The following is a 19,984-nucleotide window of genomic DNA, read 5'->3' as shown; positions in this document are numbered from 1 at the left end:
TATTCTTAAGTTAGTATCAGCATAGAAGCGGTTAAAATTATAATATTCATTATGCATATAATTAACACCGGAATATACATGAATTTCAACCAGGTACTGTAATTCACTTTTGATAGCTGCAATCCGCCCATAACCACCCCAGAAGTAGGGGTGATTAAATTAATCAAACCACTGCCTGCAACAAAAATCATTATCATAATATTGGGATCCATTCCTAATTTGGCTGTTAAGGGTCCTAAGATAGGAATAGAGACAAAAGCTAAGGCAGAAGTGGATGGAATTAAGAAAGACAATCCAAGATAGATGAAATAGGCTACCGGCACGAAAACCAGTGGAGACAAGCCTTTGAGTAAACTCTGGGCTTTATCTAAAATAAATAAGTCTAAATGAGTTTCACCCATTAATACTGAAATGGAGCGAGCTACCACAATTATCAATACCACCGATAAAATATCGCAGGCACCAGCGATAAAAAAATCAATAATTTCTTTTTCTAACATCTTTGCAATAATGCCGATGACCACCGCCATAATCAAAAACCACATGGCAAGATCACCGAAGGTCCATTCACCAAAATGATGATCAGTCAGAAATGACGTCCAACTATCGAATAGAGTAACTTTAAATTCTCCCCATGGAATTAATGAAAAAATCATGATCAGAAATGTAAATGCAAATAACAGCAAAATGATTTTTTCCCGTCGGCCAAAATTTAACTGCGCAGAATTATCAGCTTTGAAATATAAATTCATGTCTGCTTGTTCAGAAGACGATAGCAAAGTAAATGCTTTATCTTGCTTGAGCTTTTTTGCATATCTCATCACATACCAAATACAAAAAGCCAGCGTTGACAACCACAAAATGGAGCCTACGGTAATAATGGTTGCTTGATTGGGGTGATAACCGACGCCACGCAGGGCATCTGTGGCGACTCCAGTTGCAAAAGGATTGACAGTTGATCCCAACACCCCGGCACCAGCGCCTAATAATATGACGCCGACGGCAACCAAAGTATCAAAGCCAGCTGCGACCAACGTTGCTGTGATAAGAACATAGAAAGCGATGGTTTCTTCTGCCATGCCATACACGGTGCCGCCAACTGAAAACAAAAACATCAGCAAAGGTATTAACATGAGTTCTTTGCCTTTCAGTTTTTTAACTAAAGCGGCAATACCGGCTTCTAATGAATTGGTTTTCATCGCTACATTGATAAAACCGCCCAATATCAAAATAAATACGGCAATATTTATTGAGTTTTGGAAGGATTTAAACGGTGCCATCACTAATGTACTGAGCGATGGCGCGATGACGCTGGAGACGACTTCATTGCTTTCTGGTAAGGTTACCGGAGTGAAGTTATGACCAGCCAAGAAGATTGATATCAGCCACAAAAGGAATAAAATAATAAATAAAATACTGAATGCTGATAATGATTTTTTGTTCTTTTTTTCTGATGGCGCTTTATGTTCAGTTTGCATTTTACGCATCCTTAAAAAAAGGTATCGTATTGATTAGATACGATACCTTGGGTGATTCATTTAGTAATAAGTGAGTTCGCTCGAACAGGATGTATTTATTTTTGTACCGGCAAGTCCTTTAACGATATCCCCGATATCCGCCAGAGATCCGATCACAGCTGACTTACCCGGATTTTGGCGGGCAAAATTGATGGCTGCCTGAACTTTGGGTCCCATCGATCCAGCAGCAAAGCCCATTTTATCGAGTGTATCAGGATGCGCTTCTTTAATTGCTTGCTGATTGGGCTTATTCCAGTTGACAAAGGTAGCTGATACATCTGTCGCAATAATGAACAGATCTGCATCGATTTGTTCGGCTAAGACAGCTGAACACAGATCTTTGTCAATAACAGCTTCTACTCCTTTCAAACTACCATCATCATCATAAAATGTCGGTATCCCACCGCCGCCAGCACAAATCACCACCGTACCTTTATCTAACAACCATTTAACCGGTCGAATTTCAAAAATCCGTTTTGGGGTAGGGCTAGGGACAACACGTCTGTATTGATCATTATCTGGGGCAATGGTCCAGTTTCGTTCTTTGGCGAGCTTTTCTGCTTCTTCTTGAGTGTAAACCGGTCCAATGGGTTTGGTTGGCTGTTGAAATGCCGGATCATTCTTATCCACTTCCACTTGTGATAATAAGGTAGCTAACGGCGTTTCTAAAGGCAGCAAATTTCCCAGTTCTTGCATAATCATATAACCGATCATGCCGACTGATTCGGCTCCAAGTACATCTAACGGATAGGGAGGTACACCTGTATAGGACAGTGACTGTAAGGCAATTAATCCTACCTGTGGACCATTACCATGCGCGATAACTAATTGGTTACCTGGGTAAATTTTGGCAATTTGCTGACAAGCAATTTTGGTATTTTGGCGTTGATTTTCTGCCGTTAATGGTTCTCCACGGCGCAATAATGCATTACCGCCTAATGCAATGACGATTCTCATATTTATTCCAGTTGGTTAGATTTAGATTAGGCTAGAGACAATGACTGCCTTAATGGTGTGCATTCTGTTTTCTGCTTGTTCGAATGCAATATTGATAGGAGATTCAAAGATCTCTTCAGTCACTTCGATCCCATTCTGAAATTGAGGGTATTGCTGTGCTATTTCTCTACCTACAGTGGTTTCTGAATTATGAAAAGCAGGTAAACAGTGCATGAACTTAACGTGAGGATTACCAGTGGCGGCAATCAATTCTTGATTTACTTGATAGGGTGTCAACTCATCGATTCGTGCACCCCATGATTCGATTGGTTCACCCATAGAAACCCATACGTCAGTATGAATAAAATCCACCCCTTTAACCGCTTGCTTAACGTCATCGGTAACCATGATTCGTGCGCCACTTTGTCGAGCAAATTGTTCACACAGTGCGACCAGATTAGGTTCAGGTAACAACGACTTGGGACCAGAAATACGCACATCCATACCTAATTTAGCCCCGATCAACAATAATGAGTTACCCATATTGTTACGAGCATCACCGACATAGGCATATTTGATTTCGTTTAATGGTTTACCGTTGGCGTATTCTTGCATGGTCAACACATCTGCAAGCATTTGCGTCGGATGAAATTCATCGGTTAAACCATTCCAAACAGGTACGCCGGCATAGTCTGCTAATTCTTGCACGATAGATTGTTGATAACCGCGGTATTCAATGCCATCATACATACGCCCAAGAACACGAGCAGTATCTTTCATGCTTTCCTTATGGCCAATTTGAGATCCGCTTGAACCAATATAAGTGACATTGGCACCTTGATCGTGCGCAGCTACTTCAAAAGCACAACGGGTGCGTGTAGAGGTTTTTTCGAAAATCAAAGCAATATTTTTACCTTTTAATAATTGCTTTTCAGTACCAGCATATTTAGCTCTTTTTAGATCACGTGCCAGATCGATCAGATAGTGAATTTCTCGTTCAGAATGATGAACCAAGCTCAGCAGATGACGATTTTTCATGTTGAAAGCCATAATATATATCCTTTGTTATTGATTAATTAATTGCATCACGACTAATAGGACAAGTCATACAATGGCCACCACCGCGACCACGCCCTAATTCACCAGCATCCACTTCAAGCACTTCAACACCGTGATCTCGCATAATGTTATTGGTATAAATATCGCGGTCATAAGCGATACAGATGCGACGATCTAACATGATGACGTTATTGGCATCATCCCATTGTTCTCGTTGTGCTTGAAAACTATCCCCGCCTGTTTGAATACGGGTTACTTGAGATCCTGATATCTTGCCCATCGCTTCAGCAACCACATCGACAAAATGCTGATCTTTATGTTCTTCAATAGTGATCTCTTCTTCGCCATTTTTTATATACAAGCTATAGCATTTAATCTGATCCACCACTTCCGGGAAAACCGAGAATAAATCATAGTCCAACATCGAAAATACGGTATCTAAGTGCATTGCCGCTCTGGATTTAGGCATCTGGCAAGCGATTACTCTGGTTGCTCCGTTCTCTTTTCCGCAAATACTCTTGGCTAACTGCGAGACTGCTTGAGGATTTGTTCGTTCCCCCATACCGATTAAAACCACCCCATTACCAATAGGCATGACATCTCCGCCTTCAATAGATAAAGAGCCCGTATTTTCGTCAGTGTCTCCCCACCAGATTTTGGCTTTGCCGGCAAAATAGGAATGGAATTTATAAATGGCTCTCATAATCAGCGTTTCCGGACGGCGAGCGTTCCAATACATCGGATTTAAATTGACACCACCATAAATCCAGCAGCTTGGATCACGTTGGAAAAGCGCATTGGGAATTGGCGGGATTAAAAAATCATCCTCACACATATAGTTGAACATCAGATCAATGTTCGATTTGAAGGGTAAATCTCCCTTGGTGATACCGCCAAAGAGATAAGTAGATAATGCTGGGGCGGGTAATTCATTTAACCATGCATAAACATCGTTGAGCATATGTGTTCCGATATTTTGCGGAACCAGCAGACGATCAAGAATCCAATTTCGATGTTCTTTATTTTCTAATACTTGTTTCAGTGCATCATTCGCATCGATAACGTGGATACCACGATCTGTCATAATTTTGACGAAATTATCATGATCACGTTGAGCCTTTTCAACCCAAATAACATCATCAAACAAAAGTTGGTGGCAATTTGAAGGAGTCAGTCTGCTATGAGCTAAATTAGGACGGCATACCATCACACTTCGTAATTTACCGCATTCTGAGTTCACACCGAATTTTTCTGACATTATTATTATCCTTAAATTATTGTTTAATATGAAACCTCCGTCGCGTGGTAATTATGTCGGTAAAGCGTTGAAATTTAATTTTTTAAACTATCTAGATGGTATATATTTTGCAATTTAATTTCAGAGAATTTCTGATTGCTGAAATCGGATATTAATTTTAAATTTCGAGCTAAATTGTGCTGAAAATAAGTTGATAATTCTGTTTTTTTACACCACAATTATTTTAATTTGATAAATAAATTAGCTGAATATCATGTTTGAACCAGTTTGCAATACAGTGACTTTCCAGTTTCAGTTTAAGCATCAGCAATCTGATAAACAGTTTTTTTAAGCTGGTTATAACTGGTCATGCATGCTAGGGCACAGTACTAAATTCGATCACCTCTAGCTGTATCGCAATAAATAAAGCATTTATCCATCCTAAGATTAAATAAAACAAAAGGATATATATAACGTTTACTAAAGCCAATATGCCATTTGCATAAAATAAAATATAACTTCATTAATCTGAACTATTGTCCATATAAGGTACAAGCAAAATGATACCGATCAAATAAATAACCTAAACAAGCGACATCATTTCCTTTGTAACTGCAATATTAACAATGGGGTATTAACAATGAAACTGGATAACATTGATAAGAGAATATTAAGAACACTACAGCGGGAAGGAAATATCCAAAATAACGAACTGGCCAAAAAAGTGGGTTTATCACCTTCCCCTTGTTTGCGCCGGGTGAAAATACTCGAAGAATCCGGTTTTATTAAACAATACGTAGCATTACTCGACAAAAAAGCCATCAACAAACAATTGATCGTTTATGTCAGAATAAAAGTTGATATATTTAATAACAGCTCGGCTGCCATTGAAAGATTTATCTACGAAGTGAAATTATTGTCACAAATACAAGAGTGTTACGTGATGGCTGGAGAAAATGACTTTTTACTTCGAGTCATCTGTGAAGATTTAGAAGAATACCGAAATTTTCAGGTGCATACCTTAGCTCTATTACCTGGTGTTTGTAGTATTCGAACGGAAATACCTTTGCAAGTAGTTAAATGGACAACAGAAATCGATATTTGAATCCCAATAAAAATAAAGCCTGAAGATTCAGGCTTTTCATCAGTTACATTTTATCTAAAACTTCCAGTCCCAACATATTCATACCCAGTTTTAACGTTTTGGCCGTTAATCTAGCTATTTGTAGTCGACTTTTTCTAATGTCATTTTGTGCTTTCAATATTGGAAATTTCTCATAAAACTTCGAAAACTGCGTAGCAAGTTGAAATAAATAGTTAGCCAAATAGTGTGGCATACAATCTTTGGCTACCGATAGAATAATATCTTCAAATTGCAGTAATAAGCACAAAAGATTTTGTTCTTCTTTTTCATGCGCATAAATTCGGCTATCTAGATCGGATTCCAGCGTTTGGCCGCCCTTGAGCAACAGACTATGAATACGCGTATAGGCGTATTGCAAATACGGTGCGGTATTGCCTTCAAAAGACAGCATGCTTTCCCAGTTAAAAACATAATCACTGGTTCGATTTTTGGATAAATCGGCATATTTGATTGAAGAGATGCCGATGGCGTGAGAAATAGTCTTGATTTCTTCTGCGGTCAAATCAGAATTTTTGGCACAGACCAATTCTTTGGCACGTTGAATTGCTTCATTTAACAAATCAATCAATTTTACCGTGTTACCCTCACGGGTTTTGAATGGTTTGCCATCTTTGCCCATCATCGTACCAAAAGCAACATGTTCTAAGCTAACCTCTTCAGGAGCGAAGCCAGCTTGGCGTGCAGTAGTAAATAATTCCTTAAAGTGTAAGCTCTGACGTACATCAACCACGTATAAAATTCGATCCGCTTTCAATTGTCTGACACGATAGCGTATACAAGCCAGATCAGTAGTAGAATAGAGAAAACCACCATCGCTTTTTTGAATAATGAAGGGCGTTGGCTGACCGTTTTTATCACGAATTTCATCCAGAAATACCACCTTTGCGCCATCACTATCTACGGCAATACCTTGTTGTATGAGTTCATCCACAGTGGTCTGTAAATCATCATTATAGCTAGATTCACCTTGCAAATTACTCGCATCAACCAATAAACCCAGTTTTTGGTACACTTCAAGGCAATGCTTTTGTGATACTTGGACAAAACGGCGCCACAGTGCCAATACCTTTTCATCTCCTTTTTGTAATAGCACAACATAGCTTCTGGCCGTATTAGCAAATTCTTCCGATTCTTCAAAACGTTTTTTGGCATTGCGATAAAATCCCTCCAGATCAGCCAAAGCAACCTGACTTTGTCCGACCTTTTCCGTTTCAACCATATAAGTAATTAACATGCCAAACTGAGTGCCCCAATCACCAACATGATCCTGACTAAACGCATCGTGACCCAAAAATCTTAAAACCCTATTTAAAGCATCACCGATTATGCTGGCGCGTAGGTGGCCTACATGCATCTCCTTGGCTAAATTCGCAGAGGGGTAATCAATCGGTATGATTTGTCGAGATTGTTTAGCTATCCCCAATCGATCATCCTGTAAAATATCCAAAGCTTGCTGGCTAAGAAATTCCCCCGACAGAACAATATTGATGAAGCCAGCGCCGACGATCTCAATAGCATTAACCATGCCGGCATCTTTTAAGGGCATAAGATGGCTGACTATTCTTTCAGCTAATACTCTTGGATTGGTTTTTAACGCCTTTGCCGCCCCCATGGCGCCATTAATTTGATAATGTCCAAATTCTGCTTTTGATGCTGGGTATAACAGCGTCGGAAAGTCGGCTAAATCACAACTTTTAAAAGCATTAATGACATAACTATTTAACAATTTGTGTAATTGCATGACACAGCCCCTAATTATTTTATTTATATGACTATGTATAGCATGAGTTGATTGCTAATAAATTCTAATTATTTTTGATATTTTGCTATTCGATTGCTGAATGTCAAAGATATTCCACTTGTAGGAAAAAGGTCTTGCTTGGTTGAAGTTGATTGATGCTGGTTATGATCGATGAAATGATTCTCAGGGAAACTACTCGGAGAGCAAAATAATCTCAATTTTGACATTAGCGTTTACATGAAAGCAACTAGCAGCATTAAAAATCGCGAAAAAATTAAAGAAAGTGAACCATCTTGATGAAGGATGTAGAAATAAAAAAAGATATCTTAAGTATTTAAGATATCTTTTAATATTCGTGGTGCGGATAAAGAGACTCGAACTCTTACACCTTTCGGCGCCAGAACCTAAATCTGGTGCGTCTACCAATTTCGCCATATCCGCATTTCAATTCGGCTTGAATTGAAGAACATGGATTATAGAGTAATTTAAGATGGCTGCCAAGAAAAATTTATAGGCTTGGCAGCATATCATTGAAATTAAGCTTATTACTCTTTAACTTAATCCGGCTCAGTTTCCAAGCGAAGATTACATCATATCTAATGTATCAATTCCCAACAGATCCAAACCATGTTTTAAAGTAAGACCGGTTAAGCGCGTTAGTTGCAAGCGACTGGCTCGTACCTGTTCGTCTGCTTTCAGAATAGGGCATGCTTCATAGAAGCGACTGAAAAGAGTGGCTAGCTGATACAGATAGTTGGCCAGATAATGCGGGTATGAAGTATCGGCGGTGTTATTCAGCACATCCTCGAATTTGAGTAATTCCAGCGCCAATTGATGCTCAAGCGGTGCAGTAATACTAATATCAGCACCTTGATCCCATGCACCAGCTTTGCGAAAGACGCTTTGTACACGGGTATAAGCATATTGCAGATAGGGGGCGGTATTACCTTCAAACGACAGCATGCTGTCCCAATCAAATATATAGTCACTGGTACGATTTTTACTCAAATCGGCATATTTAACGGCACCAATGCCAACTACATGACCTATGTGACTGATCTCTTCATCACTAAGATCGGGATTTTTGCTGGCAACTAAAGATTTTGCCCGAACAATGGCTTCATTCAAGAGATCCATTAATTTAATGGTGTCACCACTGCGGGTTTTGAAGGGTTTACCATCTTTACCCATCATGGTGCCAAAAGCGATGTGTTCTGCAACCACATTATCCGGTAGCCATCCAGCTTGACGGGCAATAGTAAACAGCTCATTAAAATGCAAACTTTGTCTGGCATCAACCACATACATCAGCCGATTGCCATGCAACGTATTGATGCGGTAGCGCAGGCAAGCTAAATCAGTGCTGGCGTAAAGAAAACCGCCATCTTTTTTCTGAATAACGAATGCAGCCGGTTCGCCATCCGGATTCTTAAATTCATCCAGAAAAACGACTTTGGCACCATCGCTATCCACAGCAATGCCTTTAGCCATTAATTCGTCAACAGTGGGTTGTAACTGGTCATTATAGAAAGATTCTCCAGTCACATCGGCGGGTGACAATTTCAAACCCAAAAGCTGATAGACAGATTGCGCATGCTGCAAAGATGTGGTGACGAATTGTTGCCATAGTTGCAATACACTTGGATCACCACCTTGTAATTTGACTACATATTCGCGGGCAGTATCGGCAAATTTTTCATCTTCATCAAAACGTTTTTTGGCATCGCGGTAGAACCGTTCCAAATCAGTCAGTTCCAAGTCTGCTCGACCATTCTGATTTTGTTCATATAAATAGGCTACCAGCATGCCAAACTGAGTACCCCAATCGCCAACGTGATTCTGAGCTATCACTTGGTGACCAAGAAAAGACAAAATACGATTCAAACTGTCCCCGATAATACTGGAGCGCAGGTGACCAACATGCATTTCTTTGGCCAAGTTGGGGGAAGAGTAATCGATAATCGCGGTTTTAGGCTCTGCGGTGCGATTTACCCCCAAATGTTCATCCTGTAAGGCTGCTTGGAGGTGCTGAGCCAGCATTTCACTATGTAAGCGCAGATTAATAAAACCTGGACCCGCTACTTCAGCAGAGGCAATGATGCTATTGTTGGCTAATGAGAGGGCAATTTTCTGTGCTAATTCACGCGGATTTTGCTGGCTTTTTTTGGCAGCAGGCATGACGCCATTAATCTGATAATCACCAAAATCATGATTTTTAGCTACTTGCAAAATAATTGGACAGTCTTGCAGCCCATTAGATGCAAATGCTTTTTCAACTTCGGTCGCAACAAGTTGGTGTAGTTTCATTATTGTATACTGATTAAAATAATTGCCAATTTTCGCATAAATCAGCTCAGACCGCATTAATTCGACCATCACTACCTGATGATATAGCGCATAAAGTGCCTGATATTGAATATTTGTAAAAATAAAACCTAAATGTGCCAACCCTCATTCTGCTAAGCTGATTTATACTGAATAAACACCTATTCTTGATTCATTATTCCATTGAACATATCAGTTCATCATATAGTTATAGAGTTGAAAAAACCAATTTTAATTGATTTACCTATTGAATTTTCAGGAAATTTAAATAGCTTTGATTTTTAATTTACAGACAAAATTCCAAATATTCTTCAAGCTTAAATTGCAGCATTTGTTAAGTTTTTCCTCAATTTCACAAAGCTGAATCCATGAAATTCAGGTTATGGCATTAAGGAAAGCGACGATTGAAAATTAATGCATGACATGAATTGGATTACTACGGATTTGGCAATAAATACTTTAACATAGCAGAGTCGCAACTTTACTCAACCAATCCGATAAAAAGCCAGACTACCGAGCAAATTTGGCCACAAACCAATGCGGCGATTGCCGCTCATGACCGCGCGTTCATTGATGACGAGATGATTATCAGCACATAATTGTTCAAAATCCTGTAATGTGCACCAATGAATATTAGGAGTGTTATACCATTGATAAGGCATACGTTCAGAAACCGGCATATGTCCACCAAAGCAGATCTGTAAACGGTTGCGCCAATAGCCAAAATTAGGAAAGGTGACAATGGCCTCTTTGGCCACACGCTTCATTTCACACAATATCTGTTCAGTATTTTGCATCGATTGAATCGTTTGGCTCAAAACAATGACATCAAAACTGTGATCATTAAAATGGAGCAAACCGGCCTCTAGATCAGCTTGAATAACATTTATTCCTCGCTGCATGGCAGCCAGAACGTATTCGGTATCAATTTCCAGTCCATAGCCTTGGCAGTTTTTATATTTCATCAATGCGGCTAACAATGAGCCATCGGCACAGCCCAAATCAAGCACACTGCTTTCAGGCTGTATCCAGTCAAAGATAAGCTGCAGATCACTGCGTAACGATGGTAGTGCTGAAATGGTGTTCATACCAGCTCCTGTGCTATACGATTAAAATAAATGCGAATGGCGCTTTGATAATGTGGATCGTCCATTAAAAAAGCATCATGACCATTGGCCGATTCCAAAGCAATATACTGCACTGGCTTGTTGGCTGCCACCAAGGCATCAAGAAGTTCACGAGATCTTTGAGGAGAAAAACGCCAGTCACTGCTAAAACTGGCAATAAAAGTTTTAGCTTGAATCTGCTCAACGGCTTTAACTAAATCGCCATCATAATCACGCGCAGGATCGAAGTAGTCCAAAGCCTTCGTCATTAGTAAGTAACTGTTGGCATCAAAAGCATCGGCAAATTTCTCACCTTGATAGCGTAAATAAGATTCAACGGCAAACTCGCTATTGTAATCATATTGGTATTGATCCTGCTGCATCTGACGACCAAATTTTTTTCCTAAACCATCTTCAGCCAAATACGTGATGTGCCCCATCATTCGGGCTATTCTTAAACCACGTCGAGGCAGAAGATTTTGCCGCTGATAATGTCCCTGACAAAAATCAGGATCAGTTAAAATAGCCTGACGAGCTACATCATTGAAGGCTATATTCTGAGTAGATAATTTAGGCGCAGAGGCAATAATTAAGGCATGTCGTAACTTTTCTGGCTGATCGATTGCCCATTGCAAAGCCTGCATGCCACCTAAGCTACCGCCCATTACTGCCGCCCATTGTTTAATCCCTAATCGGTCAGCCAACATAAGCTGACTATTAACCCAGTCTTTAACCGTTACTAAGGGAAAGTTGGCTCCATACGGTTGCTTAGTTTGCGGATCGATGCTTAATGGTCCACTGCTGCCATGGCAGCCACCCAAGTTATTTAAGCCAACCACAAAAAACTGATCGGTGTCCACAGGTTTACCAGGTCCTACCATATTATCCCACCAGCCAGGGTACTTATCGGTATGGCTGTGATAACCGGCTACGTGATGATTGCCGGAAAGGGCGTGGCAGATCAACAGCGCATTATTTTTTTTGGCGTTAAGCGTGCCATAGGTTTCCACCATCAATTCGAATTGAGGTAAAGTTTGACCATTCTGAAGCTTTAACGGGGTATCAAAAGTGTATTTTTGCGGAGTGACGATACCTACACTATTTATTGCATATCTATCTGGTTTTTCTTTTTCAATACGCATAATGGATTTTCGGCAATGGAAGAAGAATAAATAGTATAGTCCATAGATCAAGTTTTCGGTTCATCAAAACCAAAATTTTTTTTATCCCTTAAATAACCCTCTACAAGAATTAAATTTACATAAAGACCGATAGGCTGAAGAATAAAACAAATATAAATACTGCACTTTTCTCATTCGGATTTGTCATAAAAAAGTGCTAATTGATCCCTCATTAACATGATTTTTGATCTACCAAATTTGTTTTTAAGAATGTTGGTTTTCAAGGCAATTTATAGAAAAAGCATTAAATAGCATCAATTGCATTACGATAATTTCATGATTTTAAATATGCCTAACAGATTATTTGCCATTATTATCTGTGTTAGCAATGTTTATTTGGCATGATTTTATTGAGTTACCAATTTTATTCGAGCAGGTTTTTCTCATTTAATATCTTAAATGATTGATTCTGCAAAGTAACTCTGGCTACTGTGTTACTTTTTAATTGATTTTAGCATTGCGATAATCATTTTTATAATAGCTCATAATCATAGTTATAAAATAATAAACATCAATAAAACAGCATTTCAATCAAAAAAATGAATGATGAAATATTTGATCAAATTAAGCAAATATTATAATTATCTCTGTAAGTGCAGGTGTTATAGCCATTATTCTCGTTTTAAAATTATATAATTATTATTATTTTAAGTTATTCAAATCAAAAAATATAAAGCATAAAACTTTTTTAAATATTATTTACCAATAAGAATTTTTATTTATTTTAACATCGTTTCTATATGAGAGATATCCAAATAAATAGAAATTCATTGTTGCAAACCTATTTGAGTCAAATAGCAAAAAAGCTTATGATAATTAGCCTAGAATTTTGCATCACTAGAAATCCTTGAAAGAGAAGAAATACCGATGTTAGGAAAGTTATGGCACTTGGGGTTATGTTTTATCCTGATTGGCTCTTTGATCCATTTTTTTTGCCATAAACGGCAAAAATCTGCGTTGCATAAAAGAATGAATCAACTTGCCGCCATTTTAACATTGGTGTCGATCATCACGATCGTGGTTTATTTAAGCTAAACCAATACCGGATTGAAGTTTGAATGAATCCGGTATATTGGATAAAAATTTACCCTGCTATGAATTCACAGCAGGGTAAAATTAAATTTAATCTGAATGACAGTATTAATCAGTTCAGAAATTACAGAAGGTGGTTGATTTCAGCTCTTTCTTCTTCCAGCTCCTGCAGTGTTTTATTGATGCAAGATTGACTGAATTCATCAATTGGCAAATCTTGCACAATTGTGTATTCCCCATTATTGCAAATTAATGGGAAACCAAAGATGATGCCTTCTGGAATACCATACGATCCGTCAGAAGGGATACCCATAGTTACCCATTCACCATTGCTGCCGATCATCCAGTCATGAATTTGATCAATGATGGCATTTGCTGCGCTGGCAGCTGAGGATGATCCACGTGCTTCAATAACCGCCGCACCACGTTTACCAACGCCTGGTAAGAATTCATTTTCATACCAGTTATGATCATTGATCATTTTCTCAACGCTGTCGCCTTCAATTGTGGCAAAGCGGTAATCTGCATACATGGTAGGACTGTGATTACCCCACACAAACATATGCTTAATGCTGCTTACAGCTTTACCAGTTTTTGCTGCCAATTGGTGTAAAGCACGATTGTGATCCAGACGCATTAAAGCGGTGAAATTTTTAGCTGGTAAATCAGGAGCAGATTTCATCGCGATATAGGCATTAGTGTTGGCTGGATTGCCTACCACCAATACTTTAACATCACGGCTAGCTACTTTATTCAGCGCCGCACCTTGTTTAGTGAAAATTTCGGCATTGGCCTGTAGCAAATCACTGCGTTCCATACCTTTGCTACGTGGTCTTGAACCAACTAAAATAGCAATATCTGCATCTTTGAATGCCTCTTCGGCTTCGGAACTACCAAATACATCAACCAGCAAAGGAAATGCACAATCCTGTAATTCCATGATAATACCGTCGATTGCCTTTTGAGCTTGTGGTAAATCCAGAAGTTGTAAAATGACAGGCGTGTCTTTTCCTAACATTTCGCCGCTTGCAATACGAAACAGTAATGCATATCCAATCTGTCCACAAGCGCCAGTAACGGCAACACGTACAGGTTTTTTCATATTTAAGTCCCTTTATTTGGCCATAAACGACTATTGATGTTTTTTTATTCTTGCTAAAGAAGATAATGAACAGCAACACCCAAATTGTGCCTGCGATGATATCAAAAAAACCTTGAAAATTGAATTTAAGCGAATACTTAATTGAGCTAATTTGGATATTTTATTTTAATCTATATCAAAACAAATTAAAAAAAGTAACTTAATTTGTTATTTCAGAAGCAATATAGCTAATAAATTAACAACAATTTACATTAATAAAATAAGTGTAAATATATTTTATGCCCTAAAGCCGAGCCATTACCCCTGATTTAATAGGTATTGAAAAAAGCTAAATGAGATGAAGTGAATAATAATATTTTGTGTTGTTACGATCAGCTGGATATATATTGCTAAATAAAAATTATTGAGATTAATGTTAGTTAATAATATTGGCGGTTTCTGCTCCCTGATTTCTGCCGATGGATTTTCTTCGAGCTATAAGTTTGAGGGGAAAGATTAAACCAATAGCATTATAAAAAAATCAAACCTTGCGGTGACTGTGAATCAGATAGACATCAATCTACCTCATTATGTTATTGAACAGTTAGAGCGAGCCGATGATAAGCTGGTAACCTAGCACGAAAATGATGCCTGAATAAGTGACATTTTGTAATGCAAAAAACGAGAAAGTTTATCTACAGTCGATTTTTAACTAGATATGTACTGTTCAATTTAGCAGATGTTGAAGAACAAATATCGTAAAAACAAGGATAACAGCTCATAAATACATGGTGAGTGTATCTAACTACGCACGATTAATTCTGTCTGGATAAACTACCTATAAAAATTTTCGCGATTAATTTTGCTCTACACTTCATCTAAAGATGTTTTTCAATTTAAATAAGTAACTCATGCTTGAGTTTTTCAGCCTGCTTAGCAACGACTTAGTTAAAAATTTAGAAATGTTTCATCACCAGAGATCTAGAAATCAAAATTGTAGGGGCAATGTTGACTGTCATGGGCTAATGCTGATCTCAGCGCATATTCAATTCAAGTGATTTATGCATATGCATCACAACAGAACGCATTGTCTCAACTAAGACGTCATTATATAGATGAGGTGTATATTAACCTTTTACCTAAATTGTCTACCCACTCGGTTATTGCGCATTCATCACTTTTTTTATTGAATTTTGCGCTAATCGTGTGAGTCGAACGAAACTTTTAGTTGCTATTTTAAGCGTATAGTTATGAATGCAGAATATAATAAAATGCTCATTTTTCGATACTTTTGAGGGTTCTGTAATTTTTCTGATCAATGTTATCTAATCTAAAATATGATCTAATGTAACAAAACTACAATCTCCCAAGAATGTAGCATGTTCTCAAATGACAGCAATACAGTTGTTACATGATGAAATTGATCTGTTACCCAATCATACAAACGCACTTGAAATTTCTCTAAAAAGCTAAAAAATATGAATAAACAGTAATATGGAAAAACCTATCATTAAAAGAGTATTGATAATGGAAAACAATCTAATTGAAGTATTTGGCAAATTAGTAAAAACTAGTCGCGATACTGGTTTAGATATAGTATCGAACTACAAAAATAATATTGAAATTCCTCAAAGTCCAGATGAAGAACAAAAAGCACTCATGGAATTAATAAAAACATTAGATGTTGAACAGTTTCATCAATTACATAAAGGGATGAAATATTGTATAGAGCTTTCACTGTTTAAATTGCTAAGCACTATTGAACGAGGCGTAGGCGATTATTCTTTCGACTTATCTATGCAAAACAGTAGTGATAAAACACAATTAGTCGGAGAAAATATTGATAACGAGCTTTCGCTCGAATATTGGAATTGGATTAGTTAATATTGAAATTTATTATGAATTGGTTGGTACAGCACCAAACAATTTCTTATCTCTTTCAGCTCAAAAGCGGAATAAAAAATGAAAAAAAAGATGTGGCTAAGCCACAAATCATCTATTTAATTTGATAGCTTAATTTTTTTATTTTATTCCCGATCTAATTTGAAGTGTTCTCTCAGATTAACCCAATATGGTTGTTTAACATGATGGTATAATGGGCAAGGTATTTTCAAGCGTTACAGATGTTTTAGTGCAGAATATTTTGAGTTGGATAATCCTGTCTTAGGTGTTTAATTGAAGCACAAAAATCATAAGATTGGCTGATCTATATAGGCCTTCATTGACTAGAAAAAACACCGCTTTTTTGAAATCCTTAAGAGCCGTTTTAATCTTTAAAATATGCAAAAGTTAAAGAATGTTGAAAAAATTGAATTTAAGGGGGGAAATTCTGCGAAAAAATTGCTTTTTAAAACCTATACTTGGTTGTTTATGCTCTTAATTCGAATGTTTATTTTTAACTGAATATTGTATTATTTGGTCTTGTGAATATCGTGACGCAAGTTTCTACTTGGGTTTCACGAGATAGTTAAATTCTTAAATATAGCTTTAGCATGCAACTAATGCTGATCTGTATCAGATAAAATTTTACCTATCTCGGTTATATTCATCGAGTACTGGTTTAAACAATTATGTTGAATAACAGCGTGCTTTCTTAAAGCAAATTTAAGTATATTTACAAACTGATGCTTCATCCCTATGTTTGTGCGTAGAGATCTGGGATCGGTATGTTGATATGCGGTGAGTTTGAATCGGCATTCGGTTCTTTAGTTTTATATTGGTAGGGAATAACAATATTCCTGTTTTAATAGTTTAAGGTAAAAGGGTTTTTACCATGATGGATGAACAAACCAATCTTTCATACTTATATGGTGCTAATGCTCCTTATATTGAGGAGTTGTATGAAAATTATCTGCGAGATCGCAATTCAGTTGATGAATACTGGAAAGATTACTTTGATAAAGTAGCTGCCTTGCCAGGTTATGTAGCTAAGGACATACCGCAATTACCGATTCAGGCTTCATTTACCAATATATCTACACAGCCGCATGGCAGCGCACAGGGTAGTGGTGATGTACACATTCTGCAAAAACAAGTTGCCGTTTTAAATCTAATCAATGCATACCGCACATTAGGTACATATAATGCAGACTTAGATCCGTTAAAACGACGCCAAAAAGAATATATACCTGAGTTGGATCCAGCATATTATGGTTTGACTCAAGCGGACATGAATACTCAGTTTTACGTGGGTAGTGATTTTGCACATAGTCCTAAGTCAGCTTTGTCTGAAATCATCAAAAAATTGGATCAGACTTATTGTGGCAGTGTTGGTGTGGAATATATGCACATCATCAATCCGGAAGAACGTAAATGGGTGCAGGAACGTGTTGAAAACAATATGTCCTCTGGTCAATATACGCCTGATCAAAAACGACGTATGCTGACTCAATTAACTGCAGCCGAAACTTTAGAGCGCTATCTGCATACTCGTTATGTTGGTCAGAAGCGCTTTTCTTTAGAAGGTGGAGAAAGCACCATCGTAGCGCTGGATTACCTGATGCAGAATTGCGGTAGTGTCGGCATCGAAGAAGTTGCTATCGGTATGGCTCACCGCGGTCGATTGAACGTGTTAGTCAATATTATGGGCAAATCACCGCAAATTTTGTTTGATGAATTTGAGGGTAAATATGCCAATAATTTATCTGGTGCCAGTGGTGACGTAAAATATCACATGGGCTTCACTTCAGATTTGGCTACTAAAAACGGTCCTTTGCATGTATCTCTGGCTTTCAACCCTTCACATTTGGAAATTGTTAATCCAGTAGTAGAAGGTGCTGTACGAGCACGTCAGAAACGTCGTGAAAAAGACGGTCACAAATCCGTATTGCCAGTTTTGATTCATGGTGATTCAGCCTTCTTAGGTCTGGGTGTTAATCAGGCTAACTTCAATTTATCTAAAACCCGTGGCTATTCTACCGGCGGTACTTTGCATATTGTTGTAAACAATCAGATTGGTTTCACAACCTCTGATATGCGCGATATTCGTTCTACAGTGTACTGTACAGATCTGGCTAAAATGGTCAATGCGCCAGTTTTCCATGTAAATGGCGACGATCCAGAAGCAGTAAGTTTTGTTACTGCACTGGCTATGGAATATCGCAGTAAATTTGAAAAAGATGTAGTAGTAGACATTGTTTGCTTCCGTAAATTGGGTCACAACGAAGGTGATGATCCAATGCTGACTCAGCCAATGATGTATAGCAAAGTTCATCAGCATCCAGGTACCCGTGCGGTTTATGCTGATCGTCTTGCGGCTGAAAAAGTTGTGACCAATGAGCAGGCTGATGCTTTGATTCAAGCTTATCGTGATGCATTGGACCAAGGTAAGCATGTAGAAGAATTCACGCTACCTAATCACAAAAACAAATATGCAGCCGATTGGTCTGCTTATATCGGTACCAGCTGGAAAGATTCCGTTGCAACTGGTATACCTGAAACTGAAATTAAACGTCTGGCGACTAAATTTACCACTTTACCAGAGGGATTCACTCCTCATAACACAGTGAAAAGAATGCTGGCAAATCGCGTAGCGATGGCAGATGGAACTGCAGCTGTGGATTGGGGTATGGCCGAAACACTGGCTTATGCAAGTTTGGTAACCAATGGTTATGGCGTGCGTATTTCAGGTGAAGATTCAGGTCGTGGTACTTTCTCACATCGTCATGCAGTATTGCATGATCAAAAACGCAAAAATTGTGAAGACGGTGCTTATGTTCCGTTGAGCAATATGAGCGATGATCAAGCTTCATTCATGGCTATCGACTCTATTCTTAATGAAGAAGCTGTATTGGCTTATGAATATGGTTACGCTTCTAGTGCCCCTGATCAATTGACTATTTGGGAAGGCCAATTTGGCGATTTTGCCAATGGTGCTCAAGTTGCTATTGACCAGTTTATTACTTCAGGTGAAACCAAATGGGGTCGCTTGTGTGGTTTGACCGTTATCCTGCCACATGGTTATGACGGTCAAGGACCTGAACACTCTTCCGGTCGTCCAGAACGCTGGTTACAATTGTGTGCTGAAGAAAATATTCAAGTAGTTATGCCTTCTGAAGCTTCACAAATGTTCCATTTATTGCGTCGTCAGGTATTGCGTCCATATCGTAAACCTTTAGTGATCTTCATGTCTAAACGCCTGTTGCGTTTCAATGACTCCATGAGCCCATTGAGTAATTTCACCGAAGGTACATCTTTCCGCCCAGTAATTGGTGATGAAGTTCAGGGTAATGAAAACAGCGTAAAACGCGTTATTCTTTGTGCTGGACAGGTTTATTACGATATCAATAAAGCACGTTTGGAACGCGATCTGGGCAAAGATATTGCTATTGTCCGCGTTGAACAATTGTATCCGTTCCCATATGACGAAGTTGCTGCTGAATTGAGCCGTTATCCTAACGCCACCGAAATTATGTGGGCACAGGAAGAGCCGAAAAATCAGGGTGCTTGGTATCAGATTGTACATCGTATTCAATCTGTTGCTAAAGATAATCAAAAAGTTATCTTTGCCGGTCGTCCTGCCAGCGCTTCGCCTGCAGTTGGATACATGAGCAAACACACTGCGCAATTGAAGCAGCTGGTTGATGATGCTCTTGAACTGAAATAATTCCATTTAGTTTAAATAAC

At 38.4% G+C, this 19,984-nt stretch carries 13 protein-coding genes and 1 tRNA gene; 4 read left to right on the top strand and 10 right to left on the bottom strand.

What is annotated here, in order from left to right:
• Nucleotides 1–5: 5 nt before the first annotated feature.
• Genes J3U68_RS06635 through J3U68_RS06620 form a run of 4 tightly spaced genes read right to left on the bottom strand, consistent with a single transcriptional unit; the run spans nt 6 to nt 4,770 of the window.
• Nucleotides 6–1,478, bottom strand: a complete 1,473-nt coding sequence (locus J3U68_RS06635; protein WP_267375626.1) for a YfcC family protein — start codon at nt 1,476–1,478, stop codon at nt 6–8.
• Nucleotides 1,479–1,538: 60 nt separating this feature from the next.
• The gene (gene arcC / locus J3U68_RS06630) at nt 1,539–2,474 is read right to left on the bottom strand and encodes a carbamate kinase (RefSeq protein WP_267375625.1); all 936 of its coding nucleotides are present in this window, start codon (nt 2,472–2,474) and stop codon (nt 1,539–1,541) included.
• A 21-nt stretch (nt 2,475–2,495) separates the two neighbouring features.
• Nucleotides 2,496–3,503: an ornithine carbamoyltransferase gene (locus J3U68_RS06625; RefSeq protein WP_267375624.1), complete on the bottom strand. Its 1,008-nt coding sequence runs from the start codon at nt 3,501–3,503 to the stop codon at nt 2,496–2,498.
• A gap of 22 nt (nt 3,504–3,525) precedes the next feature.
• Nucleotides 3,526–4,770, bottom strand: coding sequence for an arginine deiminase (locus tag J3U68_RS06620; RefSeq protein ID WP_267375623.1), 1,245 nt, complete (start codon nt 4,768–4,770; stop codon nt 3,526–3,528).
• Between the two features lie 619 nt (nt 4,771–5,389).
• Between J3U68_RS06620 and J3U68_RS06615 the strand changes: the two genes are divergently transcribed.
• Nucleotides 5,390–5,854, top strand: a complete 465-nt coding sequence (locus J3U68_RS06615; RefSeq protein ID WP_267375621.1) for an Lrp/AsnC family transcriptional regulator — start codon at nt 5,390–5,392, stop codon at nt 5,852–5,854.
• Nucleotides 5,855–5,897: 43 nt separating this feature from the next.
• Here the strand turns inward: J3U68_RS06615 and argS (J3U68_RS06610) are convergent, their stop codons facing one another.
• The 5 genes from argS (J3U68_RS06610) to metX form a co-directional block, all read right to left on the bottom strand.
• On the bottom strand, nt 5,898–7,634 hold the full coding sequence (gene argS, locus J3U68_RS06610; protein WP_267375620.1) for an arginine--tRNA ligase: 1,737 nt from the start codon (nt 7,632–7,634) through the stop codon (nt 5,898–5,900).
• Between the two features lie 356 nt (nt 7,635–7,990).
• A tRNA-Leu gene (locus J3U68_RS06605) sits at nt 7,991–8,075 on the bottom strand.
• 144 nt (nt 8,076–8,219) lie between these two features.
• Nucleotides 8,220–9,941 (bottom strand): arginine--tRNA ligase, encoded by a 1,722-nt coding sequence (gene argS, locus J3U68_RS06600; protein WP_267375619.1) that lies wholly within the window; start codon nt 9,939–9,941, stop codon nt 8,220–8,222.
• 503 nt (nt 9,942–10,444) lie between these two features.
• On the bottom strand, nt 10,445–11,047 hold the full coding sequence (gene metW / locus J3U68_RS06595) for a methionine biosynthesis protein MetW (protein WP_267375618.1): 603 nt from the start codon (nt 11,045–11,047) through the stop codon (nt 10,445–10,447).
• Complete coding sequence (gene metX, locus J3U68_RS06590; protein WP_267375617.1) at nt 11,044–12,207, bottom strand: homoserine O-succinyltransferase MetX; 1,164 nt, start codon at nt 12,205–12,207, stop codon at nt 11,044–11,046. Before metX ends, metW begins: the two co-directional genes overlap by 4 nt.
• A gap of 906 nt (nt 12,208–13,113) precedes the next feature.
• On the opposite strand from metX, the gene J3U68_RS10685 reads away from it, so the two are divergent.
• A complete protein-coding gene (locus tag J3U68_RS10685) occupies nt 13,114–13,281 on the top strand; it encodes a protein MIGRI (RefSeq protein WP_416384636.1) in 168 nt (55 codons plus the stop codon).
• Between the two features lie 121 nt (nt 13,282–13,402).
• Here J3U68_RS10685 and J3U68_RS06585 read toward each other — a convergent pair whose 3' ends face one another.
• Complete coding sequence (locus tag J3U68_RS06585; protein WP_267375616.1) at nt 13,403–14,380, bottom strand: malate dehydrogenase; 978 nt, start codon at nt 14,378–14,380, stop codon at nt 13,403–13,405.
• 1,473 nt (nt 14,381–15,853) lie between these two features.
• Between J3U68_RS06585 and J3U68_RS06580 the strand changes: the two genes are divergently transcribed.
• Both J3U68_RS06580 and J3U68_RS06575 read left to right on the top strand, forming a co-directional pair.
• Nucleotides 15,854–16,243, top strand: a complete 390-nt coding sequence (locus tag J3U68_RS06580; RefSeq protein ID WP_267375615.1) for a hypothetical protein — start codon at nt 15,854–15,856, stop codon at nt 16,241–16,243.
• A gap of 889 nt (nt 16,244–17,132) precedes the next feature.
• Nucleotides 17,133–19,964, top strand: coding sequence for a 2-oxoglutarate dehydrogenase E1 component (locus tag J3U68_RS06575; RefSeq protein WP_267375614.1), 2,832 nt, complete (start codon nt 17,133–17,135; stop codon nt 19,962–19,964).
• The last annotated feature ends 20 nt before the right edge of the window (nt 19,965–19,984 follow it).

The organism is Snodgrassella sp. B3882 (assembly GCF_026535915.1).
Taxonomy (GTDB): Bacteria; Pseudomonadota; Gammaproteobacteria; order Burkholderiales; family Neisseriaceae; genus Snodgrassella.
The sequence above is the reverse complement of the archived record's forward strand: the minus strand, read 5'-3'. Positions and strand labels throughout refer to the sequence as shown.

Bases quoted from the DNA above. Each gene is read 5' to 3' on its own strand.
- J3U68_RS06635 (WP_267375626.1), bottom strand. From the start codon at position 1,478: ATGCAAACTGAACATAAAGCGCCATCAGAAAAAAAGAACAAAAAATCA.
- arcC (WP_267375625.1), bottom strand. From the start codon at position 2,474: ATGAGAATCGTCATTGCATTAGGCGGTAATGCATTATTGCGCCGTGGA.
- J3U68_RS06625 (WP_267375624.1), bottom strand. From the start codon at position 3,503: ATGGCTTTCAACATGAAAAATCGTCATCTGCTGAGCTTGGTTCATCAT.
- J3U68_RS06620 (WP_267375623.1), bottom strand. From the start codon at position 4,770: ATGTCAGAAAAATTCGGTGTGAACTCAGAATGCGGTAAATTACGAAGT.
- J3U68_RS06615 (WP_267375621.1), top strand. From the start codon at position 5,390: ATGAAACTGGATAACATTGATAAGAGAATATTAAGAACACTACAGCGG.
- argS (WP_267375620.1), bottom strand. From the start codon at position 7,634: ATGCAATTACACAAATTGTTAAATAGTTATGTCATTAATGCTTTTAAA.
- argS (WP_267375619.1), bottom strand. From the start codon at position 9,941: ATGAAACTACACCAACTTGTTGCGACCGAAGTTGAAAAAGCATTTGCA.
- metW (WP_267375618.1), bottom strand. From the start codon at position 11,047: ATGAACACCATTTCAGCACTACCATCGTTACGCAGTGATCTGCAGCTT.
- metX (WP_267375617.1), bottom strand. From the start codon at position 12,207: ATGCGTATTGAAAAAGAAAAACCAGATAGATATGCAATAAATAGTGTA.
- J3U68_RS10685 (WP_416384636.1), top strand. From the start codon at position 13,114: ATGTTAGGAAAGTTATGGCACTTGGGGTTATGTTTTATCCTGATTGGC.
- J3U68_RS06585 (WP_267375616.1), bottom strand. From the start codon at position 14,380: ATGAAAAAACCTGTACGTGTTGCCGTTACTGGCGCTTGTGGACAGATT.
- J3U68_RS06580 (WP_267375615.1), top strand. From the start codon at position 15,854: ATGGAAAAACCTATCATTAAAAGAGTATTGATAATGGAAAACAATCTA.
- J3U68_RS06575 (WP_267375614.1), top strand. From the start codon at position 17,133: ATGATGGATGAACAAACCAATCTTTCATACTTATATGGTGCTAATGCT.